Genomic DNA, 25,849 nt, shown 5'->3' with positions numbered 1-25,849 from the left:
CGGCTATTGCCCCTGCAGGTCTTGCAGGGACATTCGTGGGCCGTGGCGCGGGGGTGCCCCGGCAGACTTGGCCAGTCCTTGTACACGGGCACGCTGGCCGCGGTAGGGCTCGAGCAGTTCCAGCATCCGGGCGTCGTCGCCGCGCCGCTCCCCGGCCAGGTGCCAGGTGACGTAGTTGGGGATCTGGTAGTCGCCGACGATCACCGAATCGGGATCGCCGTGGCAGAGCAACACGACGATTGACGCCGTCCACGGTCCGATGCCCCTGACGGTCTGAAGGTGGTCGCGGGCCTCGGTGGGCGACAGCCGTGCCACGCTCTCGAGCGTGCCGGCCCGCCGGGCGAAGGCGATGATCGCCTCGGCGCGCCGGCGTTCGATGTCGAAGCGGTGAAATTCGTGGTAGGCGAGCGACGCCATGAACTCGGGGGCAGGCGGCAAACGGAGCATGCCCGGTGCCGGTCCTGGCGGGCGGCGACCCCATCGCCGCAGGATGCCCTGCCATGAGTTCCGGGCGTTGAGCCCGGGAACCTTCTGGCCGCACACCGTTGGAACGACATGCTCCCAGACCGTGCCGGTAGCGGTGAGGCGGCGCTGCGGCCAGCGACGGACCCAGCCCGCAACGATGCTGTCGTGGGGGACGAGGGCCGCGGGCTCATCGTGAGCGCCCAGCAGCGCCGGCACTCCGGCGACGGCATCCGCCGCGCCCGGTCCCCACCCGGCGACCTCGACAGCGTGTCCGGCACGAGTGATGTGCAGCGTGGCCTCGCCTGCGGGCGTGTCGGTGGCCCGCCAGATCACCGGGCCGTCGTAGAGCACCGGCCCCAAGGCGCCCTTGCCGCCCACGCGTCCGAGTGCCTTTCCTGCATCCACGGAGAAGCTGAACTCGAAGCGCTCCCGCACGTCGGGCTGCGCCGTTCCCGATGCGGCCGCTGTGCTGGGGCCCGACGGCATCACAAGTGCTGCCTAGGCGTTGGGCTCCGCGATGACGGGATTTGTCAGCGTGCCGATGCCTTCGATCGTGATGGACACTTCGTCGCCCGGGCTGAGCAGGCGCGGCGGGTCGAAATACAGACCCACACCCGCCGGCGTTCCCGTGGCGATGATCGTGCCCGGATCCAGCGTGAACGCCGTCGAGAGGTGCTCGACGATCTCATAGCAGTTGAAGATGAGATCGTCGGTCTTGGCGTCTTGGCGGACCTCGCCGCTGACCTCGGTGACGAGGCGGCACCCGTGTGGGTCAAGCGAATCGCTGGTCACCATCCACGGGCCGCACGGCCCATGGGTGTCCCACGACTTGCCCATCATCATCGTCGGGCTCGCACGCTGCCAATCCCGCACGCTGACATCGTTCATGATCGTGTAGCCGGCGATGTAGTCGGGCGCATCGGCCGCCGACACGGCCCGGGCAGCGCGCCCGATGACGACCGCCAGTTCTCCCTCGTAGTCGACCACGTCGGGCGCGGCTGCGGGGATGTGGATCGGGTCGCCGGGTCCGACGATGCAGTTGTGGTGCTTGTTGAAGATGATCGGCACCGACGGGGGCTCCCGGCCGCCCTCGGCTGCATGAGCCCGATAGTTGAGCCCGACGGCGAGGACGGTTGGCGGGCGCCCCACAGGTGAGAGCAGGTCGGCCTCGTCGAGCGGGGTCACTGCGCCCGTCGCCATGGCTTCGACCGCAGCCACCACGTTGCCGTCGCAGGCGTCGAGCAGCGACGTCAGGTCGGTATGGGCGGTCTGGAGTGTCGCCAGGCCGTCGTCGGTCACGATGGCCAGCGCCGGCTGGCCGTCAAGGAGATGTCGTGCGATGCGCATGCGCCGACGCTACAGCGGGCATTGTGCGGATCGCTTGAAGGTGGCACTCTGGCACTCCATGGCTCGCCATGGCGCCGGGGGCTCTACCCCCGGCGTATTCGACTCTGTGCTGGATCCTGTCACGGGACTCCCCGACGTGCGTGTATTCGCACTCCTGCTCGACCGCAAGCTGGCGTTGGCTCGGCGCGCCCTGCAGCCTCTTTCGGTGGTGTTCTTCGAAGTCGACGGATTCGAGGAGCTCAGCGGCACACAGGCCCGGGTCGCCCAACGGCTCGCGGCACGCTTGGTGCGTGGCACGCTGCGCGAGTCCGACAGCGTCTGCCATTGCACCGGCGGGATTCTGGCCGCAATCCTCGACGACACGCCTCACGGCGGTGCGGTGTGGGCCGCCGATCGGGTTCGCCGTGAGGTCGCCGCGCGCTCGTATCACACCGGCGTCACGCTCTCGATGGGCGTGGCCAGCTATCCCACCCATGCCCTCGAAGCAGCCGAATTGCGCGACCGTGCCTACGCCGCACTGTTCGTCGCCCGCTCGCTCGGCCCCTCCCGGCTCGAGGTTGCCGAGCCGATGCCGCGCTAGGGCGCTCGACTGCGTTCGGGTTCAGTAGCCCGCAGCAGAGCCGGTGAGCGCGCGTGGATCCGCCGCTCCGGCGAGCACACCGTCGTGCACCTCGATGAGATGCGCATGGCCGTAGGAGTTGTCGTGCGGGCGGTCGATGCCGACCCGGTGGCCTCGCCGGGTGAGGTCGGCAACGCTGTCGCTGGTTGACCACGGCGCGTGGCCCTCGATGTACATCTGGAGATTGCCGGGATCGGCCCAGGTGTCGAAGCCGGTTCCCTCGGCGGCGCCCCAGCGCCAGCGGCCCGAGCCGATTGCCGTCGCCGGTTCTTCGCCGGCGCACAGCGTCCGGGCCAGTACTTGCAGCAGCACCTGTGGCTGGGCGTCGCCTCCCATTGTTCCCACGACCGAGCGCAGCGAACCGTCGGCGCGCTGGACTATCGCCGGGGCGAGCGTGTGAGGAGGGCGCCGCCCCGGTCGGTACTCGGCCGGGTGGCCCGCGACGAGATTGAAGCCGATGCCCCGGTTGTGCAGGCTGATCCGGTGCGTCGGCGTCCACAGCCCCACGCCCCAGCCCCCGGCATTCGACTGGATCAGCGAAACGCCCATGTGATCGGCATCCACCGCCGCGAGATACATCGTGTCGCCGGTACCGGTGCCCGAGCCGAGCGCTGCCGCTGCGTCGGGCGAGATTGCGGCGCGGCGCGGTGCCAGCCGCTGCGGTGCGATGAGCGCAGCGCCGTCAGCGTCCTGCGACAGCACTGCGGGGCGATCCCAGCCCGCCTGCTTTGCGGCCTCGGCCAGCAGGTGTGCGAATAGCGGGTCTTCGGGGTCTGCGGGCAGGTCGAGACCTGAGGCAATCCATGCGCCCGCCAGCGTGAGGTAGCCCTGCGAGTTCGGCGGCACGGTCCACAGGGTGTGCCCCCACGCATCGGCACGCAGCGGCGTCACCCAGTCGGCGTGGGAGCGGGCCACGTCGGCCGTGGTGTACTCGCCGCCGCCCAGCTCGATGAGATCTTGCGCGAAAACGCCTTCGTAGAAGGCTTCGCGGCCACCGTCGACGATCTCGCGCAGCGCAGCGGCGACACCGGGCCGGGTGATGAGATCTCCCGGCTGGCTCCGGGGCGAGTAGTCGTCAGCGTTTGCGATGCCGTCGAGCAATGCCGCGGCGGCGGAGCCATGAGGCGAGAGCGGGAAGCCGCCGCTTGCGAGGTCGATGGCCGTCGAAAACACCTCCGACAGCGGCGCCCGCCCGAATCGTTCGTGCAAGCTCATCCACCCGTCGACACACCCGGGCACCGGCACACTGCGAATGTCGGAGCGGAAGCGCATGCGCGTGCGGCCCTCGGCACGCAGGGCATCGGCGTCGGCGCCGCTCCCGGCTCGACCGCTTGCATTGAGCGCGGCGGGGGCGGCGCCGTCGGCGTCGTGGACGAGCGCCCACAGGTCTCCGCCCATGCCGCACATGTGCTGGGTGGTCACCGCAAGCACGGCCGAGGCGGCCACTGCTGCGTCTGCCGCTGAGCCGCCCGCGCGCAGCAGCGACACGCCGGCCTCGCTCGCAAGGTGGTCGACACTGCACACCATGCCGCTGCGGGCGTAGCGGGTGGCAAACGGGACCTGCGTACGGCTCATGGATCGAACGGTAGACCCGCAGGTCTGCCGCCGCCTGCGCGACAGAACATGCCGCCTCAGGGCAGCAGAACGTTGGGATTGAGCAAGCCAGCGGGGTCCAGCGCTCGTTTGATCGCGCCGAATACCGCCAGCTCGGCCTCCGAGCGGTTGAGGTGCAGCTCTGCGAGCTTGGCTGTCCCGATGCCGTGCTCGGCTGAGATGCTGCCGCCCAGCTCGGCGACGTAGCGCAGCACCGCTCCGTCCACGTCGTCGGCAGGTTCAGCCCCATCGGGGCCCAGCACGTTGACGTGCACGTTTCCATCGCCAAGGTGACCGAACAGCAGCGGCTGCGCCTCAGGATCGACAGCCCTGATGACGGCCTCAACGCCGTCGGTGAACTCAGCGAGGCGAGCCGCCGGCAGCGTCACATCCAGCTTGTGAGGGATGCCCGCAGCGGAGATCGCCTCGGTGACGTTCTCTCGGAACGCCCACAGGCGCTGTCGTGCAGCCGGCTCGAGCGCCACAGCCGCGTCGACGACAAGATCCTCCAGATCAGCGACGGCTGTGCCGAGTTCGTCGCTGGGATCGGTGCGGGCCGCGGCCTCAGCAATCAGCCAGGCGGCGCCGACGTCAGAATTGCTGGCGCCGCCGTCGTTCAGGCTGCCGACAGGAGGTGCGACGCCCAGATGGGACGACACCAATGCCATTGCTCCCTCGAAGACAGCTTCGAGCGCATGCAGGGACGCGACGCTGCGACGTAACGCGGCGGCCGCAATGACAGCATCGGCAGCTGACTCGAAGGCCAGCAGGGCGGTGGCACGCTCGGGCTGGGTGGGGTGCAGCCGCAGCCGCACGCGCGTGATGATGCCGAGTGTGCCTTCGCTGCCTGCAAGCAGGCTCCCCAGGTCGTAACCGGTGTTGTCCTTCTCGAGGCCCGCCAGGTGGCTCACGACCGTCCCGTCGGCGAGCACCGCTTCGATACCGACGACCTGAGCCCGCATGGCGCCGTAACGCAGCACGTTGATGCCCCCGGCGTTGGTGGCGACCATCCCGCCGATCGTCGCCGAGTCGCGCGCTGCGAGGTCCACGCCCACACTGAGACCCGACGCAGCGACGTGGGCCTGGGCGTCGGCCAGGGTCACCCCCGCGCCCAATGTCACTTGGGTCGCGAGCTCGTCCACCGGCTCGCAGGCATTGAGACGACGCATCGACAGCACCGCCTCGCCTGCGAGCGGCACGCTGCCGCCGACGAGACCCGTGTTTCCTCCCTGCGGCACGACGGCGATACGGGCGGCTGACAGCACTTCCATCACTGCGGCGGTCGCGGCAGTGTCGCCAGGGCGTACCACCAGCGGCGTCGAGCCGGTGAAGCGGCGTGTCCAGTCGACGACGTAGCCCGCAGTGATCTCGGGATCGGTCAGGACGTGTGCCTCCCCGACAATCCGCGACAGTTCGCCGACCAGCGTCGCGTCGATGGCTCCGAAGCTCATGCCGCCGCCTCGTGCGTCCCGCTTGCGAGGTTGAGTGCTGGCTTCATGCGCTCATGCTCCCGTCGGCGAGCCGGTGGGAGGCTCTGGCCTGGTGACGGTGCGGTCGCCTGGCTCCCGCCACTGGCCTCGCCCGGCCAGCACGTCCAGCAACACGGTGGGCTCATCGGTCATCACGCCGTCCACGCCGGTGTCGAGCAGCCGGTCCATCTCGACGGGATCGTCGATAGTCCAGACGTAGACGCTCACGCCGATGCGGTGCGCGTAGTCGACCAGCCGTCGGGTCGCGAGCGGGATGGGACCCTGCCGCGGTGGGATCGAGGCGATGCGCCCCCGGAACGGCCGGTCGCGGCGAGTCTCACCTGCGTGCTGACGGTCCTGGGGTGAGCGGTCTGTCCGTCGGCGGCTGCCGGAACCGGACCGCGACGGGCGGCGCGGCCGTGCCGGGCGCCCGGTCAGGCTCATCATCCGGAGCCGAGCGATCTCCCGTGGGCTGAAGCTGAGGCAGGCCGCATCGCCGAACGCCTCGTCGACGCGCTCAAGGCGTTCGTCGGAGAACGAGCCGATGCACACACGGTCGAGCACGCCCGGCCGCCTGAGTGCCTCGATGAGCGGTTCGACGGCCGCATCGGTCTTGGGGTCGATGCTGATGCGCACATCATCGAACGCGTCGAGCAGCTCCTCGAGGCGGGGGATCGGCTCACCGCCGATGCGAGCTGCCGACACCTCGCTCCAGGTCATCTCCGAGATGCACCCGACACTGTCCGACGTCGGTGCGAGCTCGTCGTCGTGAAAGACCGCGAGGACGCCGTCAGAGGTTGCCTGCACATCGGTCTCGAGGTAGCGGTAGCCGAGGCCGACGGCGCCTTCGAAGGCAGCCATGGTGTTCTGCGGCCACATGGCACTGCCGCCGCGGTGGGCTATCGGCACCGGCCCGGGTTCGTCAAGGAACGGGTGCACCGACGTCACAGCGCCAGTATCGCGGCTCCGCTCGGAGAAACACCGGGAGCGATGCGTCGGAACCCGAACACGGTTCCCGGCACATGCCGCCCTGTACACGGCGTCCAATGCTGTCGCCGGTACCGTCACGTCGATGTCCGACGGCAACGCAGGGGAACAGGACCACGGGGGCGATCATGTGTCGCCGGTCGATGCCTTCGCCAGGTGGGCGGCTAGCGAGCCGGTGCCGCTGGACCGGGCGGCGCTGGCCATAGCTGCTCACTGCCGGGCGGATCAGGTGGACGAGGCAGCGGCGCTGGCTGAACTGGACCGTCTCGCCAACGCGGTGCGCGAGCCAACACCAACCGCAGTCGTCGAGCTGCTCTTCAACGCAGAAGGCTTCGGCCCGAATCGGGGGCGCTTTGCCGACCCGGCGAACAGCTACCTCGACCTAGTGGTTTCGCGGCGGATGGGCATACCGATCACACTTGCTGTCGTCACGATCGAAGTGGCCCGCCGCGCAAGCCTCGATCTGCACGGCGTCGGCATGCCAGGCCACTTCCTGGTCGGCACACCCGATCCCGACACCTTCATCGACGCATTCGACGGCCACATCATCGACCGGGCTGGTGCCGCAGCGATCTTTGCCCGCTTCGAGCCGCGCCAGGCGTTCGACGATGCGTTCCTGCAGCAAACGCCGGCCGAGGCGATCCTGCTGAGAATGCTGAACAACCTGCGCACGCTGCACCTGCGCCAACCCGATGCACCATCGCTGGTGGCCGTGCTGGAGCTGCTCATACGGCTGCCCGGTTGCCCGATCGACGAGTTCATGCGTCTCGGCCAAGCGCTCGCGACGCTGGGACGGCCCGACAAGGGCGCGCAGGTGCTGGAATCCGCCGCCGACCAATTCGGCGGAAGCGATGCCGAACACCTCAACCAGGCAGCAACCCGCCTCTGGGCCCAGTTGAACTGACCACTGCGGCAACGGCACGAATGATGTTCGCAGTGGGATGAAAATACTGCAAACAAATTGAAAGCGCTGCACATCGCTGTGATCATCGGCAGTCCATGCGGATCTTCGCGATGGAGGCAGGATGACCGAGTTCGACAGGGCTCGAGAGATGCTCGAAACGTGGCGGACGAGTCAGACGGGTGTGCGTTTTTCCGAACTGGCCAAGGTGTGTCGCGTGTACTTCGGCGAGCCTCGGCGCAGAGGGAGCCACCTGATCTACCGGACGCCTTGGCAGGGCTTGCCTAGAGTGAACATCCAGAACCACGGCGGAGACGCGAAGCCCTACCAGGTGCGTCAGGTCCTGCGTGCGATCGACTTGATGGAGGCCGACAGTGAATGATCCTCGGTACCTGTATCGAGCTTCCTGGTCGGACGAAGACGATGCCTGGATTGGCGTGTGCAACGGCTTTCTGCTGGTGAGCCACATCGCTCCAACGGAGGCGGAATGCCTCCGCGGCATTCGTGCGCTGGTGGACGACATCGTGGCGGATCTGCAAGGCAATGGCGAGGCGTTGCCGCCGCCGCTCTCTTGGGATGCTTTCGACGCCCGCCATCTCGACACGGCAGTCGGCTCGACCAGCTGAACAACCTGCGCACGCTGCACCTGCGTCAACCCGATGCGCCGTCGCTGGTGGCCGTGCTGGAGCTGCTCACGCGGCTGCCCGGTTGCACTCACCACAAGGCGTGGCGGGGAGCAACGGTACGATTGCGGCGGCGGAGGTGCGAGATGCCGGTTCGGATTCGGCCTCAACGACATGCCCCAGCACCGGTGCCTGTCTTTGGGCGCGTGCGAGTCGCTGACCTGCCCCCGGCGATGGCTGAGCGGGGCAACCGGGAGCATGTGCCGCTGACGTTCTTCGTCCGCGAGTGGGATGCCTGGCCTGATGAGCGCAGCGCCATGATCGCCGATACCCCGACGGGCGACGACGCCGACGACTTGTGCCGCATTGCGGCGGTGGTTCATGCGCTCTGTGACCGTGACGGCGTCCCGGTGCCGGCTTGGGTGTTCGACCACCGATCGGAGGTCGACATTGCGTGGGGCAGGCATTGCGTCATGGAGGGCTTCATCTGGGAACAGACCATCGCTGACGCCCCCGCTGCCTGCGCCTACCACCGCGTCTGGTTCGACCGGGAGTTCGTCGGCATCACGTCCAGGCGCCGCCGACGGGCTGTGTCTGCGAATCTGTGAGCGATCTCCCTCAGCACACATTCGCGGAGATGCTCGATCTCTTCGAAGAGGTCGACGATGTCCTGTCCGCGTCGGCCCCGCCGGGCGTGATGTACGTGCTGTATGTGATCGGCGGAGTCGCGATGGGGGCACTGTTCGATGGACGGATGACCCAAGATGTCGATGTCGCCACGGCCGAGATTCCGCCTCAAGTGCTGGAGGCAGCCTCGGCGGTGGCGCGGCGCCGCAACATCGCTGCCAATTGGATCAACAACCAAGCAGCCGGCTTCGTCGAAGCGGATCTCCCGCCGTCCGCGTTCGATCCGATCTACGAAGGCAGGTGTCTGCTGGTTCGCGGGGCGAGCCCTCGGATTCTGCTGGCCCTCAAGCTCATGTCCGGTCGTGGCCGCGACATAGCCGACATCGTCGAACTCGCTGACGCAACCGGCAGCCGCAGCACGGACGCTCTGGTCAGCCTTTGCGACGAGGTCTTCGCAGATACCGAGTCGTACCAGTTCGAGCGGGACTGGGTCGAAGCCGTCTGCTCGGACATCGGCCGACTGCTGAGCAGCCGACGTTCCGGCGAGGACATCGCAGCCGCTGTCGCAGCCCTGGCCGCCGAATACGACGGCACTACCGATCCCACCGAATGATGCGCATCCTGACGGCCTGACGAGGGAGCGCGAACGCTGGCAGGAACCGCGGGCCGGTTCGGCGGCAGCGACACGCCGCTGCGAGCGATGTCTACAGACCGATGGCGAGGTCGGACCGGCCTCGCAGGTGGGTGCGCTCGTTGACCGACAGGACGCTGCGGTGACCATGGCTTGACGCGAAGACGCGGGTGACCGAGGTGTAGTCGACGTCGAATCGCAGGAATGCGTCGGCGTCGAAGCCCAAGCAGCGAGCCAGATAGGCGTTCACAACCCCACCGTGGCATGCCAGAGCGACGCGCTGGCTGCGGTGATCAGCGACGATCTCGTCGACGGCATGGTTGACCGTGGCGATGAACTGCGCCGTGCGCTCCGCATCGCCGAACGAGCCCGTCGCCAGCTCGTTCCAGCGCTCGCGGTCGGTCTCCTTGAGCACCTCCATGGGCACGTACGCGGGGGAGTCTCGGTCGAACTCGCTGAGGCCGTCTCGCACGGCCGGCACCAGACCGGTCGCGCCGCCGATGGCCTCTGCGGTTTGCAGCGCCCGCCGCATCGGGCTGCTGTAGAGGGCGTCGACGCCCATCTCGGACAGCCATTCGGCCACGGCTGCAGCTTGCTGGAGACCGATCGCCGACAACGGCGGGTCTGCGGGCTGCCCATCGTGTCGCACGACTCGTTCGGGCTGGCCGTGACGGACGAAGACGAGCTCCACGGCGGCTGACCCTATTGGCCCAACGCACCGAATCTCTGCAATCGACAGCAGGATGCCTTGACGGGAGCGGTACCGTGGTGCTACATGGCAAGACGGACCAAGATCATCGCCAGCGTCGGACCAGCCTGCAGCGACGCAGCGACCATGACAGCCCTGATCGAGGCGGGTGTCGATGTATGGCGCCTCGGCTTGGCTCACGGCACGCTCGACGAGCAAGTCGAGACGTTCCGACGGCTACGCGCCATCTCGGAGGAATCCGGGCGCCACATCGGGATCCTGGTGGATCTGCCGGGACCGAAGGTGCGCTGCAAGCCGTTTCCCGAAGGCGGCTGCGAGGTCGCCCAAGACGCCGTGCTCTCGCTCGGCATCGACGGCGATGCCAGCACGGCAGACCGGATCGTCGTCGACTACGAGGGTCTGCTGACCGACGTGGGCCCCGGCGACCAGCTGTCCTTCGGAGACGGCAATGTCGTGCTGGTAGTCGAGGACCGAGCATCCAACGCCCTCAAGACCCGCGTTTTGCACGGCGGTCACCTCGAAGGACGACCGGGTCTCCACGTCGACTCGTCCAAACTGCGGATGAGCACGCCGACCCCACAGGACCTGAAGCTCGCCGACACGTTCATCGACTTGGGCACTGACATGGTGGCGCTGTCGTTTGTCCGCTCCGCACACGACATGCGTCGCCTGGGCGTCGAGCCGCACCCACGCGGCCCGCTGCTGGTGGCCAAGATCGAGACCAACGCTGCGGTGGAGAACCTCGACGGGATCATCGAGGCGTCCTCGGCGGTGATGGTGGCCCGCGGCGACCTCGGCGCTGAGTGCGACATCGAGGAGCTGCCACATCTGCAGAAACGGATCATCGAAGCTTGTGTCGCGCACGGCCGACCGGCCATCACCGCAACGCAGATGCTGGAGTCGCTGCTGCACTCGCCGGTGCCGACCCGGGCCGAAGCCTCCGACATCGCCAATGCAGTGTTCGACGGCACGTCCGCGGTGATGCTGAGCGGCGAGACGGCCATCGGCCACGACCCGGTGAACGCCGTGCGGACCATGGCGCGCATCACCGAGCGAGCCGATGAGCGCTTCGACTATGAGGCGTGGTGGAACCGGCTGCTGTCGGTGCGCAGGAACGACGACCGCTCCGCCGACTACATGCGGGTGACCGACGGCATCACCCAGGCAGCGTCGAGACTCGCGACCGAACTCGGCGCCCAGGCCATCATCTGCCTGAGCCGGTCGGGATTTACCGCACGCAGCATGGCCAGATTCCGCCCATCGATGCCGTTGCTGGGACTCACACCCGAGCCCCGCACTGCGATGCAGCTCTCGCTGTCGTGGGGGACCCGCCCGCTGGTTTTCGGCGAGCGCCTGACCCCGGCCGAATCAGCGCTCGAAGCAGTGCACGCCGCAGCGCGGTCGGCGATGGTGCGAAGCGGCGACATGGTCGTGGTGGTCTCCGGCTCGAGCCCGGAGTCTCACGCCACTGACAACTTGCGCGCCATGCGCGTTCCCTGAGACTGAACCGCTCGGCGAGGCCGCGGCCCGAGGCGCTTGTCAAGGCGTCGCGGAGTTGCCCTGAACACGATTACGAAACACGTCTGCTAGCGCTGGATCAGCCCGTGTCAATGTCGATGTCCACGTCGATGCGGCTGGGGTCGATGCGGTCGGGCCCGCACAGCGGATTCTCGGGCACCTGGACCGTGCGGCCGAGGACATCGCAGGAGCAGGTCTGTTGACAGTCCCGCAGTCCCGACCACTGGACTGCCAGCGCTGCCGCGGCGCCGACGAGCACCACCGAGATGAGCACGGCCAGCGCCAGCTTGCGGATCATCCGCAGCACTACGACGGCCGCGATCACGAGGCAGGCGATGCCACCGACGAGTGCTGCGCTGAGGCGGTCAGCATCCAACCACTCGGGCAGCACTCATCTGAGGGTACGCACCGTCGCTGGGGAGCACAGGGATCGATTCCGGGTCTGAGCAGGGGTGCTCACTAGAGTCGAGGCGAATTTGCTGACTTTGACGAGGTTCCCCAATGGCTGCCACTCCGATCGACCTGCGTCCGGGCGGTCTGCCCGAGACGGTCCTGGATCCGGCCCCGTCGCCGGCCGCAGCCGCATTCGAAGCGGCCATGGAACTGCCGCTGGCCGACCGTGCGGCCGCACTGGAGCGTGTCGCAGCCCGTTGGCCGCGGATGCTCGAAGCGTGGGCGGAACTGGGCCGCTGCGCGGCGGGCAGTGGTCGCCACGTCGAGGCGTACGCCTATTGCCGGGTGGGGTATCACCGCGGCCTGGACGCGTTGCGAGCGGCGGGCTGGCGCGGCAGCGGCTACGTCCGCTGGACGGCGCCCACCAACCACGGCTTCTTGTGGTCGCTGCTGGGCCTGGGTCGCTCAGCCGCCGCCATCGGCGAGGACGACGAGGCCGACAGGTGCGCCGGGTTCCTGGTCCAACTGGACCCCGGCGGCGAGCCCCCAACCGGTGAGTGGCCTCAGGCGTGAGGCCTGCCGGCGTCGTGCTGTGCGGCGGCGCTTCGACGCGCATGGGCAGCGACAAGGCCAACCTGGAGCTGGTGGGACGACCGCTGGCGCTGTGGGTTGCCGACGCCTTGAGGGCGGCGGGGGCGCACCCGGTGGTCGCGCAGGGAGGCAATCCGCCCGCACCTCTCGTGGCTGAACCCGACAGCACGCCACTTTCCGGACCGCTCGCTGGTCTGGTCGATGCCCTCGAGCGTCACGGCGATGTTCTCGTGTGCCCGACTGACGTGCCGACGGTGCCTGTCCACCTGCTCGCCGCTCTGATTCGCACGGCACACAGCACGGGCGAGCCGGTTGTGCTGGCCCGCAGCGACCGTGTCGAGCCGCTGATCGGCCACTACGCCCGCGCATCGCTCTCGATGCTGCGGGCGGGCCTGCGCGACGGCGCACGTGGACCGAAAGCTGTCCTCGACCTCGATGCCGTCCCGACGGTGTCGGTGGATGTGGCTGACGTTCTGAATGTGAACACCGCCGCCGACCTCGCTGCAGCCGGGGCGATCGTGGCGACTCGTGACATTGCGCGACCGGGAGTGGGTTGACGGCCATGGCACGTCGGCGCGAGCGGCCCCAGCGCGAAGGGGCCCAGCGCGGGGTGGCCCAGCGCGAAGTGGCACAGCGCGAACGGCCGCAGCACGAATGGCCGCAGCACGAATGGATCGACTCCCAGGCTGCGCTTGAGACTCTCGTTACCGATCTGGTGGCCGCCGACTGCATTGCCGTGGACACTGAGTTCCACAGAGAGCGCAGCTACCGCCCCCAGCTAGCACTGGTCCAGATCGCATTCGACGACCGGGTAGCGCTCGTGGATCCCACGACGACCGACGTTGCCGTCTTGCGTGCCGCCCTCGATGCCGACATCTTGGTCGTGATGCATGCATGCGCCCAGGACATCGAAGTGTTGTCCCAGGAGTGCGGCGCCATACCGTCGAGGCTCTTCGACACCCAGGTGGCCGCCGGTTTTCTGGGAATGAGCACACCGTCGCTGGCGGCGCTGGTCGACCGCCTCCTCGGCGTGCGTCTGACCAAGGGTGATCGGTTGACGGACTGGTTCGAGCGGCCGCTGCGAGCAGCCCAGCAGCGCTATGCGGCAGACGATGCGGCGTACCTCATCCAGCTGTACGACGAGCTTTGCACCCGCTTGAGGGCACTGAACCGGTGGCAATGGGCGCTGGACGAGTGCGAGCAGTGGCGCAGGCCCCCTGGACCGCCCCCGGATCCATCCCAAGCTTGGACCCGCATCAAGGGAGCGCGCCAATTGCGCGGGCCCCAGCGGGCGGTGGCGTACCGGCTGGCCGCATGGCGGGAGCGAACCGCCAGCGAGCGGGACATCCCTGTGCGCTTCGTGCTGTCGGACATGGCACTGCTGTCGATCGCGCAGCGGCGCCCGCGCAGCGTCAGCGAGTTGCAGGGATTGCGGGGCGTGGACGGCAACCAGCTCCGCGGAAGGGCGGGCGATCGGGTCATCGCCGAGGTTGCGAGAGGTCTCGACATGGCATCGGGCGACATCCCGTCGGGCGCGCTGCCGGCGGGACCCAACGTGGACGCGGCACTGCAGCCGGCAGTTCCCCTCGTCGGCGCCTGGGTGGACGAGGTGGCTCGTGGTGAGGGCATCGATCGCAGCTTGTTGGCGACCCGTTCCGACATTGCGGCATTGCTCGCCGGCGACCCCGCATCCCGGCTGAGCACCGGCTGGCGGGCCGAAGTGGTAGGCGACGGCATCAGGTCGCTGCTGGCGGGGGAGGCCGCTCTGGCGTTCGATCCGGCGGAGGGCTTGCAGCTCGAACCGCGGCCCGGCGGGGGGCCTGAGCGCTGCGAATGACACGCAGCGTTGCGCCTCGGGCGGTAGGGTGGCAGGGCACTTCGTAGAGCACAGGTGCCTTGTCCTGCGCGGATACAGGCACGTCCGGATGCAGGCAAGCGAAGCCTCGCAGTCGAGCACGAGGAGCCAGCCGGTGAAGAAGGGTCGACATCGCCGCTACGAGGAGGCTCGCAAGTTTCAGCGGGCCACAGCGGAGCGCTTCACCATCGAGGACTACGACTTCGATAACTCGGATCGATTCGGCGTCGAGTTCGACGACGAGGATTCGGATCCCGATGATCAGTACGGGCACCTGGCCGACAAGTACGACGACGACTACTCCGATCTCGAGGCCAAGTACGCCGATTTCGACGGTGACGCCGACGCTGACTCGGACGCGAACTCCGAGGCGTCCCAGCGCGAGAGCGCCTGAGAGTCCCAGACGACTCAGCTGCGAGGCTGAGACGGTTCAATCGCGTCGTCGAACAGCGGGATGCGGCAGCAATCGCGCAGAGGCGGCGCGCTCATCGAGCTCGGAGCACAACTCGGCATAGATCTCGGGTCCGCAGATGGCTGTCAGCTCGTCGCATAGCGCTGTGAAGACGCGCTGGCTGCCGACGTGCGCGTTCGCCGACGACGTGCACCACCAGGAGACGTCGGTGTCAGGTCCTCCCCAGTCGCGCAGCTCCCATTCCCGCACCATCGTGTAGACGTGGCCCGTGACGGTCTCGTGGTCCTCGCGGCGGATCGGCGCCTGCCAGCAGATCTCGGGCTTGGTGTCCATCGGCCGCCGACCGGTGCGCTCGGCCAGTACGTGGAAGGCACAACCCGCGCCGGCGGGGTAATCGGCCCGGTTCGCGAACACGCAGGCTCCGTCCACGACCAGAGTTCGCCACCAGCCCTCGCCGTCTTGCCACAACGCCTCTGCGCAAGCGCGGTAGTGCTGCCAGATCTCGGCGTCCAGTTCGGCGATCATCGAACGGATGTGCGCGAGGTCGTCGTCGCCGTTGAGGTATGCACCGTGGCTGCAGCAGCCCAATGCCAGCTCGGGGGCCGGTTCGGTGTCGATTCCCGGACAGCCAGCGCCATAGATGCACGTCCAGGCGCTGGTGAGAAATGTCACATCGAACAGCCACGTGCGATGCTCGTGCGGGTCCTCCAGCGAGAGCCATTCCCGTGCGTCGTCCCTGGGGCTCCAGTCATCGACGCTCACACCGATATCAGAAGCCATCCGCGGCGAGCCTACGAGGCCGAGCTCGCGAGGCCGGGGCCCGAGCGGCCCGTGAGCCCGTATCCCAGAGGAATTGCGAACAAGAGCGGGCAACATCAAGGTGGCCGATTTGCCAAGTCGATCTGAAGCACCTGTGGGGTACGGTCGCGCTGTGGTTCCTGAGGCTGATACCGCTGCAGATGCGGCCCTGCTTGGCGACCTGCGCGGTGTTGTCGGTGACCGGGCACGCGACAACGACTTCGAGCGGGGCTTGTACAGCCGTGACGGCTCGATCGAGGGCAGTTTGCCCGCCATCGTGTGCCTGCCCGAGACTGCCGCCGAAATCGCGGAGATCGTGGGTGTGTGCCGGCGACACAGCCGGCCGTTCCTGGCCCGTGGCTCGGGAACCGGCTTAGCCGGGGGAGCAGTGCCGGTCGGCAGGCCGGTCGTGGTCGCCACGGCGAAGATGGATCGAATCATCGAGGTCGACGTCGACAATCGCGTCGCCTGGGTCGAGCCCGGGGTGCTGAACCTCGACCTGTCGCGAGCATTGACGCCGCTGGGGTTCCACTTCGCCCCTGATCCCTCGAGCCAGCAGGTGTGCTCGCTCGGCGGGAACATCGCCAACAACTCCGGGGGACCGCACTGCCTCGCCTACGGCGTCACCACGGCGCACATCGCCGCACTTGAGGTGGTGCTTCCCTCCGGCGAGACCACCATGTTGGGCGGGGTGGAAGCAGAGCCGCCTGGACTCGACTTGCGCGGGCTCTTCGTGGGCTCCGAGGGCACGATGGGCATCGCCACGAAGGCCGCGGTGCGTCTCACGCCGAACGCGCCATCAGTCCGAACGCTGCTGCTCGATTTTGACGATGTCAGCGAGGGCTCGGCCGCCGTCAGCGCCATCATCGCCGCGGGGCTGGTGCCGTCCGCGCTGGAGATGATGGACCAGCGTGCCATCGAGATCGTGGAGGCGTTTGCCCACGCCGGCTACCCGACCGATGCCGCAGCGGTGCTGCTGGTCGAACTCGACGGCCTGCCCGGCGGTGTCTCCGCAGGCGTGGAGATCATTCGCGAGGTCGCAGAGCAGTACCACGCCGGCCACGTGCGAGTCGCAGCCGACGACGCGGAGCGAGCCCTGCTGTGGAAGGGCCGAAAGAACGCATTCGGCGCGGTCGCGCGGATCAAGCCCGACTACTACCTGCATGACACGGTGGTGCCCCGCTCGCGGCTGACCGAAGTGCTCGATCAGGTGTACCGGATCGCAGACGCCTACGACCTGATCGCGGTCAATGTGTTCCACGCAGGCGACGGGAACCTGCACCCGATCCTGGCGTTCGACCGGCGCGAACCCGGTGTCGACGAGCGAGTGAAGGCCGCAGGCCGCGACATCGTCGCTGCATCCATCGCAGCGGGCGGCGTGCTCAGCGGCGAGCACGGGATCGGCTTGGAGAAGCGGGACTACATGGGGATGCTGTTCAGCGCCCACGACATGTACACACAGGATCTGGTGCGCGAGACCTTCGATCCTGACGGGTTCGCCAATCCGCTGAAGGTGATCCCGTCGGGTTCGCGCTGCAGCGATTCATTCCACCAGCACGTGCCTGAAGGTGCTTGGGTGTGAGTTCGCAGTCCAGCAGCGCCGGAGCGCCGCCGGCGATGAGTTCGGGCACTGGCCCCGCTGAAGTCAGCGCCAGTCTCGCCGCGCGGATAGATCCCGCCGTCACCGAATTCGCCCGCGCGGTCGGTGCCAGCGATCCGATCACCGTGGTGGGCACGCGCACCCATTGGCACGTCGGCGGCGAACCGGCCGCGGGCACGCGTGAGATCCGGGCGCCCGCCGGTGTGTGGGAACACGAACCCTCCGAGATGACGGTGCGGTGCGGCGCTGCCACATCCGTCGGCGAGCTGAGCGCGCACCTGGCGCACACCGGCCAGATGATCCCTCTCGACCCTGCCGACGATGCGGCGACGGTCGGTGGAGTGCTGGCGTGCGGGTTCAGCGGACACCGCAGGCTCCGCTACGGGCATGTGCGCGATCTCGTGCTGCAGACGCGCCACGTCGACGCCAGCGGCAAAGTCGTCACGGCCGGCGGCCCGACGGTGAAGAACGTCTCGGGCTACGACCTGCCCCGCTTGCTCGTGGGATCGCTGGGCACGCTCGGCCTGCTGGCCGAGGTGATCCTGCGAACGCTGCCCGTGCCGCCAGCGGCGCAGTGGCTTCACGGCGACGGCGATCCGTTCGCAGCGTTCGACCTGCTGTACCGGCCGAGCAGCGTCCTGTGGGATGGCACGCAAGCCTGGATCCTGTTGGAGGGCGATCCGTCCGACGTCGCCGCCGAGGCTGCGAGGGTCGAACCTCTGGGCTTTGGCCCCACAACGGACGCGCCGCATGTGCCCGCGACAGGGCGTGAATCGATGCGACCCTCGGATCTGCGAACGCTCGCCGGCACCGGGGGCGGATGGCTGGCAGAAGTGGGCGTTGGTCTGGTGCATCGAGTCGAACCGGTCGATGCGGGACCGGTCGCGCCGGCCAACGCAGCGTTGATGACCGAGCTGAAACAGAGACTGGATCCTGCCGGCCGGCTGAATCCGGGCAGGAGTGCATGGTGAGTCCCGTGGCCCAGACGTCGAGTTCTGCTGGCACCTTCGCGCTGCAGCTCGAGATCGACAGCGACACGCTGGCTTCGTGCGTCGCCTGCGGGATGTGCCTGCCGCACTGCCCCACCTACCGGGTCACAGGGGAGGAGTCGGCGTCGCCGCGGGGGCGCATTGCCCTGATGCGAGACGTCGCCGAGCGGGGCGAGGCCGACGCTGCGTTCGTGGAGTTCATGGACGCCTGCATCCAGTGCCGCGGCTGCGAGACGGCCTGTCCCGCGGGCGTGCAGTACGGGCACATGATGGAGGTCACCCGCGAGGCGCTTGCATCACAGACCAACTACCAGCCGCGGCTGCGGCGGCTGGCTTACCGGGCGCTGGGCATGCCCCGCTTGCTCGCGGCGGGTTCACGCCTGCTGGCGCTCGCTCAGCGACTCGGCGTATTGGGTGCCGCACGGTTGCTCAGCCGGGTCGGGCGGTTCCGCTCGCTGGGCACCGCAGTCGGCGCACTGCCCCGGGTGCCCCTGCGACAGCGCCGTTTGGTCCCCAGCGGGAGCGATGTGTGGCTGTTCACAGGCTGTGTCATGGACGCATGGATGCGCGATACCCACCGGGCGGTGCAATCGGTCATCGAGGCGACCGGCGCCGGTGTGGCGCTGCCGCCGCCACGAGCTGCATGCTGCGGCTCGTTGCACACCCATGCCGGTCTCGGTGCCGACGCTCGCCGCCTGGCGCGCAGGGTGATCGCTTCGCTGCCAGGCGATGCCCCGATTCTCGTCGACTCAGCCGGCTGCGGAGCAGCCATGAAGGAATACGGCCACCTGCTCGGCACCCCCGAAGCGCACCGATTCGCCGAGCGAGTGCACGACGTTCATGAGTGGTTGGCTGCGCGGGTCGACCTATTGCCCGCCGGTGCCCCGATCGCGTTGGATATCGGCGGCCCAATCACTGGCGGCCCAGTCACCGGCGATGCGGCGCAGCGACCACGCGTCGCAGTGCAAGACCCCTGCCACCTCCGCCATGTGCAGCAGGCGCACCTGCCGGTGCGCGCCGTGCTTGACCGCTACGTGGATGTGGTCGAGCTCGACGACGACGGATTGTGCTGTGGCGCAGGCGGCGCGTACTCCCAGCAGCACCCCGATATTGCCAACGCTGTGCGCGAGCGCAAGGTTGCCGCCATCGAGCGCTCCGGCGCAGACGTCGTGGCCAGCGCCAACCCGGGCTGTTCGCTGCACTTGCGTGCTGCTGGGCTCGACGCGCGCCACCCGCTTGAGATCGTGGCAGAACACCTGCCCGGCGGTGGAGGCGCAGGCTTGTGAACGACGAGCTGATAGGCCCCATTCACGTCGAGCGGAGCCGGTGAGCGTGAACGACGAAATCAACCAGTTGGCGGATCGTCTCGACGACACCGCCGAACAGCTCGCTGAGCTGTCCATAGAGCTGCTGCAGGGCGCACTCGCAGATGCAGACACGTCCGACGCACGCTCCAAGCTTGAGCGCAGCGTTACCCGCGCCCGCCGTGCCACGATCAAAGCAGCGGCCATCTTGCGCGAGTCAACGGGCGCGTCGGATGGGTACGACGACTAGCGGTGGGCGGGCGCGGTCGGCTGCTCAATAGCCAGCCGAAATGCGGTAGAGCTCGCCGATGAGGTCGTCGTACTGGCCGGTCGCCAGGGCCACGGCGTATGCCGCTCCGACGGTGGCACCAGCAATGGCGAACGGCAGCCGGTCGAGCAGCCTGCCGACGGCGGGCACTGCGTACGGCGCGACTGCAATGAGGAGCAAGGGGAGCAGAACGCCTGCCATGTACAGGCCCATGAGCGCGAGCGTCCGAGGGCCGTCGGTCGCGGCATCGTTGAGGATGTCGCCGAGATGCTCACCGACACAGGGTCGCCACAGCCAGCCCGCCAGCGCTCCGCCCACGAGGCCCGCGCCGGTGGCGAGCGGCGAGGAATGACCCTGCGCCCGCCACGCCGCTAGATAGGTGCCCCCAGCGAGCAGCCCGCCGATCACCACTGCGATGCCTCGTGACCCAACCCACCAGTGGCCGGCGGCCTGCGCCCACGCCAGGAATGCAGCGCCAGCGATGTAGTACAGCGCCACGGTGAGCCGCGCCTTGCGGGCTACCAGCACGAGCGCCAGCCCCGGTGCGAGAGCAGTGAGCGTGCACGCCCACGTGATCACGCTAATGCCCTCTGTGAGGGTGTCGACAAGAGTGCTCACGGCGGCCCGCTCGCCGATCACGTCTCCGCGAGGAGCCGCTCGACAATCTGGTACAGCTCCTCATACTTGCGCGGACTGTCGCCCCGGCGGTCGAAGCGGATTTGGTTGTCGCTGTCGATCACGTAGACCCGGGGCCAGTAACCGGTGGGGCCTTCCTGCCAGACGTGGAAGTTGTACTTCTGGGTGTCGAGCGCGATCGGCCACATGACACCGAGGTCGGCGGCGGCATCAATGATGTTGTCCACGTCGGCCTCGTAGGCGAACTCTGGAGCGTGGACGCCGACAATCTCGACACCTTGGTCGCCGAAGTCCGCGTACAGCTCACCGAGTGCATCCAAGGTGTTCTTGCAGTTCCGGCAGCCGAACGTCCAAAACTGCACCACGGTGATCTCGTTGTTCGCGCGGATCTCCTCCAACGAGGTGGCCTCGGTGTTCAACCAACCATCGAGCCTGCTGAGGGTGAACGCCGTCCCTAGCACCGGGATCGGCTCAAGTGGTTCAGTTGTCGTGGGAGTCGCCGGAGCAGATGTGGTTGCGGCGCCTGTTGCCGGCAATGCCGACCCGGTTGCTGCTGTTGCAGGCGATGCTTCGCCCAGTTCGGCCTGCGTTGCTGCCGTCAGCGCACTTGCAGTCTCAGTGGACACCGGATCGTCGTCAGGGTCGCCGACGGCGGTCCAAACAATGAGCGAAATGCCCACGAGCAAGACGCCGACCGCGACGAAGCGAGACAGAGAAGTCTTCATCTCAAGCGCAGCGTACGCCCCGCCTTGGTGCCCATTCGAGTGTCGGAGAAAATATGGAGACTGAATGGCCAGCCCGTGTTCTAGGGTGAGGTCATGGCGTTCGGCATCATCGCAGCGACGCAACTTGTCGTCGAGGCGTGGGCGCTGCTGGTGGCCGCCGGAGCAATCGTCGTCGGCATGTTCGGCACCGGCATGAGCATCATCTTCCATCTCGGCGGCCGAATCGACGGTCTGACGACCGAGGTTGGATTGGTGCGTGAACGCGTCGCGCGTCTTGAAGGCAGCTCCGGTCTACCCGCCCCAGACCCGCCGCCGACAGCCTGAGCAGCAGTCGCTAGACGCGACTGCCGAGCGATTCGAGCGGGATGAGCTTGCGGTCGGTGGCGTTGTCGGTGGGTCGCAGGATGCGGCTGTGCACCTCAGGTGCACCGTCGGCGTTCTGGTAGCCGGTGAGACGCTGGCGGGTGCGCCGCCCGAGCGGTTCTGCGATGTCGCGGAAGTCTTGTTCGGTGAGTCCTTGGCCATGCTGCGCCCCTGCAGCGCGGGAGATGTTCTCGTCCATCAGGGTGCCGCCCATGTCGTTGGCGCCGGCCCGCAGGATCTGTTGAGCCCCCGGCGGGCCGATCTTCACCCACGACACCTGGATGTTGTCGATGAGTCCGTGGTAGGCGATCCGCGGCACGGCATGCATCAGCAGCGTTTCCCGGAAGGTCGGGCCGCGGCGCGCACCCTTGCGCAGGTAGATCGGGCTCGCCATGTGCACGAACGGAAGCGGGACCCATTCGGTGAACCCGCCGGTGCGCTTCTGCAACTCACGCGTCGCCACGATGTGGTTCGCCCAGTGCTCTGGCTGTTCGATCGATCCGAACATGATCGTTATGTTCGAGTGCAGGCCCACCGCATGCGCCGCCTCATGGCATTCCAGCCACTCGGCGGTGTTGATCTTGTCGGGGCACAGCACAGCCCGCACCGAGTCGTCGAGGATCTCCGCAGCGGTGCCCGGAAGCGACTTCAGCCCGGCCTCCTTCAGACGCATCAAGTAGTTCACCAGCGACTCGCCGAGCCGCTTGGCGCCCTCGATGACCTCGAGAGCGGTGAAGCCGTGCAGGTGCATGTCGGGTACGACATCGTGGATGGCCCGGCAGACGTCGATGTAGTAGTCGCCGTCGAAGCTGGGGTGAATGCCGCCCTGCAAGGTCACCTCGGTGGCGCCCAGCTCGGCGGCCTCGATCACTCGCTCCTGGATGTCGGCCAGCGTCAGCATGTAGGGCGTGCCCCGCAGGTTCAGCGACAAGGGACCCTTGGAGAAACCGCAGAACTTGCACTTGAACGTGCACACGTTCGTGTAGTTGATGTTGCGGTTGTGCACCCAGGTCACGATGTCGCCCACGGTTTGGCGGCGCAGCTCGTCGGCGACCTCGCCCACGGCGACCACCTCGGGGCCACGGGCACCAAACAGCGTGACGATTTCGTCGTGGCCGACCTGCTGGCCCGCCATCACACCGTCGAGCACCTCTCGCACGGTGCCGCGGGCAAACGAGGGCCCGCCCATGATGTTCGTGGGCAGGTGGCCGGCACCGCCTGAGTACCACTGTGTGGAATTCTCGTCTGCCACCAGCACGTCAGCACCGGAGCCGGCGTCGAGATTCTCCATCGTGCGCTCGGGCATCTGGCTGCCGGGATCGTCGCGGCCCAGGCCCTCAGCGTCAGCCCGGTCGAGCACGCTGAATCGGTTGTCGTCGGCGATCCAGGGGTGCGGTTCGGCTGCAAACTCGGGACGGGCATCACCGGGGTACACGAACTCGGGATAGATCGTCAGCCGCGGAGCAAGCGTGAACCCGCGGGCCTCAGTGACCTCGCGCAAGCGATCGAGTGCCGGCCACGGGCGCTCGGGATTGACATGATCGGCGGTGATCGGCGAGACACCGCCCCAGTCGTCGATGCCGACATCGAGCAGCCCGCCGAATTCCTCGGTGAGATTCGGCGGGGCTTGCAAGTGAATGTCGGCCGGCAGGATCAGCCGCGCCAGTGCAATGGCCTGCGCGTACTCATCGGGCGGGCACGGGGGCATGTTGTGCATGGACGTGCCCGCCTTGGGCAGGAAGTTCTGCACGATCACTTCCTGGATGTGACCCCAGCGGGCGTGGCTCGCGGCAATGGCCTCGAGTGCCGCCAGACGGTCGGCGAGCGATTCGCCGATCCCTACGAGGATCCCGGTGGTGTACGGGATGGCCAACTCGCCGGCGGCTTCGAGCGTGGCCAGACGGCGAGCTGGCTCTTTGTCGGGCGACCCCCGGTGGCAGTCGAGGTGGGGGTTCAGCGACTCGATCATCATTCCCTGGCTCGGCGAGACCTCGCGCAGCGCCGCCAGTTCGCCCGAGGTCATGGCCCCGGGGTTGGCGTGGGGGAGCAGCCCGGTCTCGTCGCGTACGAGCCGGCACATCTCGACCAGATAGTGGACCGTGGAATCCCAACCGTGCTCTGCGAGCCACTCCGCTGCCGCGGGGTAGCGCAGCTCAGGACGCTCGCCGAGCGTGAACAGCGCCTCGTGGCAGCCGGCCCGAGCGCCGCTGGCCGCGATCTCGAGCACCTCTTCTGGAGTGAGATACGGCGAGTCGAGCCGTGCGGGGGGCTGTGCGAACGTGCAGTAGCCGCACTTGTCACGGCACAGCATGGTGAGCGGGATGAACACCTTCGGGCTGTAGGTCACCCGGGTGCCGAACGCACGGTCACGCACCTCCGCCGCACCCTCAGCGAGTTGGCCGAGCGGCATGGCTGCGAGCTCCAGCGATTCAGTGGACGGCTGTGGCGCCACTGCTGCGCCGTTCGAGGACGCGCCGTTGGCCGCTGGGTCTTCAGTGGTATGCGACGGTTCGATGATGGTCACAGGGCCCCTCCGTTCGTGGGGTGTGGTCGAATGGCTCGGGCAGGCGCGGTGTCACCGCGGCTGGCGCGGCTGCGGATGCGAGCCGGACTCACCGGCTCGTCGCAGGTGGGGCAGCGGGTCGCCAGCTCCAGCGGGGTGCCGCAGTCGGCATGCACCAGCACCGTGGGAGCAGCGCCGTCCTGGCACCACCGATCTCCCCAGGCCATGAGTGCCAGCAAGCTGTTCGAGAGGTCGAGTCCCTTGTGGGTCAAGATGTAGTCGAATCGGACCGGCCGGTGCTGGTACGGCACCTTGGCGACGACTCCGGCGTCAACCAGTCGGCCGAGCCGGTCGGCCAGCATGTTGCGGGCGATGCCGAGGTCGTGCTGCATGGCGCTGAACCGGCGCACGCCGCGGAACAGGTCGCGCAGGATGAGCAGCGTCCAGCGATCACCGACGATGTCGAGAGTTGCCTGGATGGAACAGCTGGGCTGGCCCGTCGTGACGGTCTTCACGGCCGCGCACACTACGGCAGTAGGTTTCGGTTTGCAACTAACTCACTTGCTTCAGGCGAGCGAGTCAGCCCGGCGAGGTGTCAGGCGAGCGAGTCAGCCCGGCGAGGTGTCAGGCGAGCGAGTCAGCCCGGCGAGGTGTCAGGCGAGCGAGTCAGCCTTCGTCTGGAGCGACACCAGCAATTCGTCGAAGCTCTTGGTGAACGCTGCGACGCCTTGCGCCTCGAGCGTGTTGGCGACGGCGTCGAGGTCGATGCCATGGGACGTCACCGCGTCGAGCACGTAGCGGGCTGCGGATTGGTCGGCGTCGACGGTGCGGCGGAGCTTTCCGTGATCGCAGAAGGCCACCAAGGTGGCATCGGGCATGGTGTTCACGGTGTGAGGACCGATCAGCTCGTCGACATAGAGCGTGTCGGGGTACGCCGGATTCTTCGTGCTGGTCGACGCCCACAGCGGGCGCTGAACCTGCGCGCCCAGCGCTGCGAGATGTTCCCATCGGGGACCGCTGAAGATCTCGCCGAAGCGGCCGTATGCGGCTTGCGCCTGTGCGACCGCCGTACGGCCGCGCAAGCCCAGCGCACTGGCGGAGCCGACGGCGTCAAGTTGACGGTCGACCTCGGTGTCGGTGCGGCTCACGAAAAACGAGGCAACGCTGGCCACGTCCGACAAGTCGGTGACGCCCGCAGCGACACGGTCTTCGAGCCCGCTGAGATACGCCTCGGCCACCTGCTCGTATCGGGCAACGGAGAAAATCAGCGTCACGTTGATGCTGTTGCCCTCGGCAATCATCTGACGGATGGCCGGAAGGCCCTCCGCCGTTCCGGGAATCTTGACCATCAGGTTGGGCCGCGCAATGCCCTGGTGCAGCTCCTGAGCGGCCTGCGTGGTGGCCTCGGTGTCGTGCGCGAGCGAGGGATCGACTTCGACAGACACGAAGCCGTCCGAGCCGCCCGAATCCGCATGCACCCCTTGGAGTGCCTGCAGCGCCCCCCGGATGTCGCTGGTGACCAGCTGCCAGTAGGCATCGTCGACCGAGACACCGCCGCAGACCAGATCGCCGAATTGCTCGTCGTAATCAGGAGACGACTCGATGGCCTTCTGGAAGATCGACGGGTTCGATGTCAGACCGCGGATGCCGCGCTCCACCCAATTCTCGAGTTCGCCGCCGGTGATCCAGCCACGGCGCAGGTTGTCGAGCCACGGGCTCTGCCCGCATTCGGAATACAGCCCTTCCAGGCGCCCGTTCGTGGTGCCGTCATCGCCGCCGTCGGTCATGGGGATCCTTCCTTGAACGTTGCTGTCTAAGACGATGCGCGGATAGGTGAACCTTCCCGCTGTCGCACCAGATGTTTCCCGCTCTTGTTCGCTGTCGCTCACGGGCCGCTCGGGCCACGGCTTCGCCAATCGGCTC

At 67.8% G+C, this 25,849-nt stretch carries 29 protein-coding genes; 16 read left to right on the top strand and 13 right to left on the bottom strand.

What is annotated here, in order from left to right; genetic code table 11:
- Positions 1 to 3: 3 nt before the first annotated feature.
- Both ACOGJB_RS02880 and ACOGJB_RS02875 read right to left on the bottom strand, forming a co-directional pair.
- Positions 4 to 954, bottom strand: coding sequence for a DNA-3-methyladenine glycosylase family protein (locus ACOGJB_RS02880; protein WP_419839325.1), 951 nt, complete (start codon positions 952 to 954; stop codon positions 4 to 6).
- Positions 955 to 963: 9 nt separating this feature from the next.
- Entirely contained in the window at positions 964 to 1,812 is an 849-nt protein-coding gene (locus tag ACOGJB_RS02875) for a fumarylacetoacetate hydrolase family protein (RefSeq protein ID WP_419839324.1), read from the bottom strand.
- 58 nt (positions 1,813 to 1,870) lie between these two features.
- On the opposite strand from ACOGJB_RS02875, the gene ACOGJB_RS02870 reads away from it, so the two are divergent.
- Positions 1,871 to 2,392, top strand: a complete 522-nt coding sequence (locus ACOGJB_RS02870) for a GGDEF domain-containing protein (protein ID WP_419839323.1) — start codon at positions 1,871 to 1,873, stop codon at positions 2,390 to 2,392.
- Positions 2,393 to 2,413: 21 nt separating this feature from the next.
- On the opposite strand, the gene ACOGJB_RS02865 is transcribed toward ACOGJB_RS02870, so the two are convergent.
- Genes ACOGJB_RS02865 through ACOGJB_RS02855 form a run of 3 tightly spaced genes read right to left on the bottom strand, consistent with a single transcriptional unit; the run spans position 2,414 to position 6,441 of the window.
- On the bottom strand, positions 2,414 to 4,006 hold the full coding sequence (locus ACOGJB_RS02865; protein ID WP_419839322.1) for a gamma-glutamyltransferase: 1,593 nt from the start codon (positions 4,004 to 4,006) through the stop codon (positions 2,414 to 2,416).
- A 56-nt stretch (positions 4,007 to 4,062) separates the two neighbouring features.
- The gene (locus ACOGJB_RS02860) at positions 4,063 to 5,475 is read right to left on the bottom strand and encodes an FAD-binding oxidoreductase (RefSeq protein ID WP_419839321.1); all 1,413 of its coding nucleotides are present in this window, start codon (positions 5,473 to 5,475) and stop codon (positions 4,063 to 4,065) included.
- Positions 5,476 to 5,526: 51 nt separating this feature from the next.
- Entirely contained in the window at positions 5,527 to 6,441 is a 915-nt protein-coding gene (locus tag ACOGJB_RS02855; protein WP_419839320.1) for a glycerophosphodiester phosphodiesterase family protein, read from the bottom strand.
- 124 nt (positions 6,442 to 6,565) lie between these two features.
- Here ACOGJB_RS02855 and ACOGJB_RS02850 point away from each other — a divergent pair, with 124 nt between their 5' ends.
- The 5 genes from ACOGJB_RS02850 to ACOGJB_RS02830 all read left to right on the top strand — a co-directional run bounded on the left by ACOGJB_RS02850 (position 6,566) and on the right by ACOGJB_RS02830 (position 9,244).
- On the top strand, positions 6,566 to 7,384 hold the full coding sequence (locus ACOGJB_RS02850) for a SirB1 family protein (RefSeq protein WP_419839319.1): 819 nt from the start codon (positions 6,566 to 6,568) through the stop codon (positions 7,382 to 7,384).
- Between the two features lie 148 nt (positions 7,385 to 7,532).
- A complete protein-coding gene (locus ACOGJB_RS02845; RefSeq protein WP_419840665.1) occupies positions 7,533 to 7,763 on the top strand; it encodes a toxin HicA in 231 nt (76 codons plus the stop codon).
- Positions 7,756 to 8,007: a hypothetical protein gene (locus ACOGJB_RS02840; protein ID WP_419839318.1), complete on the top strand. Its 252-nt coding sequence runs from the start codon at positions 7,756 to 7,758 to the stop codon at positions 8,005 to 8,007. The genes ACOGJB_RS02845 and ACOGJB_RS02840 overlap by 8 nt, the downstream gene beginning before the upstream one ends.
- Positions 8,008 to 8,210: 203 nt before the next feature.
- Positions 8,211 to 8,612, top strand: a complete 402-nt coding sequence (locus tag ACOGJB_RS02835) for a hypothetical protein (protein ID WP_419839317.1) — start codon at positions 8,211 to 8,213, stop codon at positions 8,610 to 8,612.
- Complete coding sequence (locus tag ACOGJB_RS02830) at positions 8,609 to 9,244, top strand: hypothetical protein (protein ID WP_419839316.1); 636 nt, start codon at positions 8,609 to 8,611, stop codon at positions 9,242 to 9,244. Before ACOGJB_RS02835 ends, ACOGJB_RS02830 begins: the two co-directional genes overlap by 4 nt.
- A 91-nt stretch (positions 9,245 to 9,335) precedes the next feature.
- Here the strand turns inward: ACOGJB_RS02830 and ACOGJB_RS02825 are convergent, their stop codons facing one another.
- Entirely contained in the window at positions 9,336 to 9,953 is a 618-nt protein-coding gene (locus tag ACOGJB_RS02825; RefSeq protein ID WP_419839315.1) for a histidine phosphatase family protein, read from the bottom strand.
- Between the two features lie 84 nt (positions 9,954 to 10,037).
- On the opposite strand from ACOGJB_RS02825, the gene pyk reads away from it, so the two are divergent.
- Entirely contained in the window at positions 10,038 to 11,471 is a 1,434-nt protein-coding gene (gene pyk / locus ACOGJB_RS02820; protein ID WP_419839314.1) for a pyruvate kinase, read from the top strand.
- Between the two features lie 97 nt (positions 11,472 to 11,568).
- Here pyk and ACOGJB_RS02815 read toward each other — a convergent pair whose 3' ends face one another.
- Positions 11,569 to 11,880 carry a hypothetical protein gene (locus tag ACOGJB_RS02815; RefSeq protein WP_419839313.1) on the bottom strand — a complete coding sequence of 104 codons (312 nt, stop codon included), beginning with the start codon at positions 11,878 to 11,880 and terminating at the stop codon, positions 11,569 to 11,571.
- Between the two features lie 110 nt (positions 11,881 to 11,990).
- Here ACOGJB_RS02815 and ACOGJB_RS02810 point away from each other — a divergent pair, with 110 nt between their 5' ends.
- From ACOGJB_RS02810 to ACOGJB_RS02795, 4 genes are all read left to right on the top strand, one after another.
- Complete coding sequence (locus tag ACOGJB_RS02810) at positions 11,991 to 12,455, top strand: DUF3151 family protein (RefSeq protein ID WP_419839312.1); 465 nt, start codon at positions 11,991 to 11,993, stop codon at positions 12,453 to 12,455.
- Positions 12,452 to 13,030, top strand: a complete 579-nt coding sequence (mobA, locus tag ACOGJB_RS02805; RefSeq protein WP_419839311.1) for a molybdenum cofactor guanylyltransferase — start codon at positions 12,452 to 12,454, stop codon at positions 13,028 to 13,030. Before ACOGJB_RS02810 ends, mobA begins: the two co-directional genes overlap by 4 nt.
- A 5-nt stretch (positions 13,031 to 13,035) precedes the next feature.
- A complete protein-coding gene (locus ACOGJB_RS02800; protein ID WP_419839310.1) occupies positions 13,036 to 14,310 on the top strand; it encodes a ribonuclease D in 1,275 nt (424 codons plus the stop codon).
- 133 nt (positions 14,311 to 14,443) lie between these two features.
- The gene (locus tag ACOGJB_RS02795; RefSeq protein WP_419839309.1) at positions 14,444 to 14,722 is read left to right on the top strand and encodes a hypothetical protein; all 279 of its coding nucleotides are present in this window, start codon (positions 14,444 to 14,446) and stop codon (positions 14,720 to 14,722) included.
- 36 nt (positions 14,723 to 14,758) lie between these two features.
- Here the strand turns inward: ACOGJB_RS02795 and ACOGJB_RS02790 are convergent, their stop codons facing one another.
- Positions 14,759 to 15,520: a hypothetical protein gene (locus ACOGJB_RS02790; RefSeq protein ID WP_419839308.1), complete on the bottom strand. Its 762-nt coding sequence runs from the start codon at positions 15,518 to 15,520 to the stop codon at positions 14,759 to 14,761.
- A 151-nt stretch (positions 15,521 to 15,671) separates the two neighbouring features.
- On the opposite strand from ACOGJB_RS02790, the gene ACOGJB_RS02785 reads away from it, so the two are divergent.
- Genes ACOGJB_RS02785 through ACOGJB_RS02770 form a run of 4 tightly spaced genes read left to right on the top strand, consistent with a single transcriptional unit; the run spans position 15,672 to position 19,681 of the window.
- The gene (locus ACOGJB_RS02785) at positions 15,672 to 17,120 is read left to right on the top strand and encodes an FAD-binding oxidoreductase (protein WP_419839307.1); all 1,449 of its coding nucleotides are present in this window, start codon (positions 15,672 to 15,674) and stop codon (positions 17,118 to 17,120) included.
- The gene (locus tag ACOGJB_RS02780) at positions 17,117 to 18,109 is read left to right on the top strand and encodes an FAD-binding protein (protein WP_419839306.1); all 993 of its coding nucleotides are present in this window, start codon (positions 17,117 to 17,119) and stop codon (positions 18,107 to 18,109) included. The genes ACOGJB_RS02785 and ACOGJB_RS02780 overlap by 4 nt, the downstream gene beginning before the upstream one ends.
- Positions 18,103 to 19,413 (top strand): (Fe-S)-binding protein, encoded by a 1,311-nt coding sequence (locus ACOGJB_RS02775; RefSeq protein WP_419839305.1) that lies wholly within the window; start codon positions 18,103 to 18,105, stop codon positions 19,411 to 19,413. Before ACOGJB_RS02780 ends, ACOGJB_RS02775 begins: the two co-directional genes overlap by 7 nt.
- Positions 19,414 to 19,453: 40 nt before the next feature.
- On the top strand, positions 19,454 to 19,681 hold the full coding sequence (locus ACOGJB_RS02770; RefSeq protein ID WP_419839304.1) for a hypothetical protein: 228 nt from the start codon (positions 19,454 to 19,456) through the stop codon (positions 19,679 to 19,681).
- 24 nt (positions 19,682 to 19,705) lie between these two features.
- On the opposite strand, the gene ACOGJB_RS02765 is transcribed toward ACOGJB_RS02770, so the two are convergent.
- On the bottom strand, positions 19,706 to 20,317 hold the full coding sequence (locus ACOGJB_RS02765) for a hypothetical protein (protein ID WP_419839303.1): 612 nt from the start codon (positions 20,315 to 20,317) through the stop codon (positions 19,706 to 19,708).
- Between the two features lie 17 nt (positions 20,318 to 20,334).
- Positions 20,335 to 21,060, bottom strand: coding sequence for a redoxin domain-containing protein (locus tag ACOGJB_RS02760; protein WP_419839302.1), 726 nt, complete (start codon positions 21,058 to 21,060; stop codon positions 20,335 to 20,337).
- 93 nt (positions 21,061 to 21,153) lie between these two features.
- Between ACOGJB_RS02760 and ACOGJB_RS02755 the strand changes: the two genes are divergently transcribed.
- Positions 21,154 to 21,384: a hypothetical protein gene (locus tag ACOGJB_RS02755; RefSeq protein ID WP_419839301.1), complete on the top strand. Its 231-nt coding sequence runs from the start codon at positions 21,154 to 21,156 to the stop codon at positions 21,382 to 21,384.
- Positions 21,385 to 21,394: 10 nt separating this feature from the next.
- Here ACOGJB_RS02755 and cofH read toward each other — a convergent pair whose 3' ends face one another.
- The 3 genes from cofH to tal all read right to left on the bottom strand — a co-directional run bounded on the left by cofH (position 21,395) and on the right by tal (position 25,713).
- A complete protein-coding gene (gene cofH / locus ACOGJB_RS02750; RefSeq protein WP_419840664.1) occupies positions 21,395 to 23,833 on the bottom strand; it encodes a 5-amino-6-(D-ribitylamino)uracil--L-tyrosine 4-hydroxyphenyl transferase CofH in 2,439 nt (812 codons plus the stop codon).
- Positions 23,834 to 23,943: 110 nt separating this feature from the next.
- Positions 23,944 to 24,441 (bottom strand): winged helix-turn-helix transcriptional regulator, encoded by a 498-nt coding sequence (locus ACOGJB_RS02745; protein WP_419839300.1) that lies wholly within the window; start codon positions 24,439 to 24,441, stop codon positions 23,944 to 23,946.
- Between the two features lie 138 nt (positions 24,442 to 24,579).
- On the bottom strand, positions 24,580 to 25,713 hold the full coding sequence (gene tal / locus ACOGJB_RS02740) for a transaldolase (RefSeq protein WP_419839299.1): 1,134 nt from the start codon (positions 25,711 to 25,713) through the stop codon (positions 24,580 to 24,582).
- Positions 25,714 to 25,849 lie beyond the last annotated feature (136 nt).

The organism is Candidatus Poriferisodalis sp. (genome assembly GCF_965208895.1).
Taxonomy (GTDB): Bacteria; Actinomycetota; Acidimicrobiia; order Acidimicrobiales; family Poriferisodalaceae; genus Poriferisodalis.
Note: the sequence above shows the minus strand (reverse complement) of the source record. Positions and strands in the feature narration are given on the sequence as shown.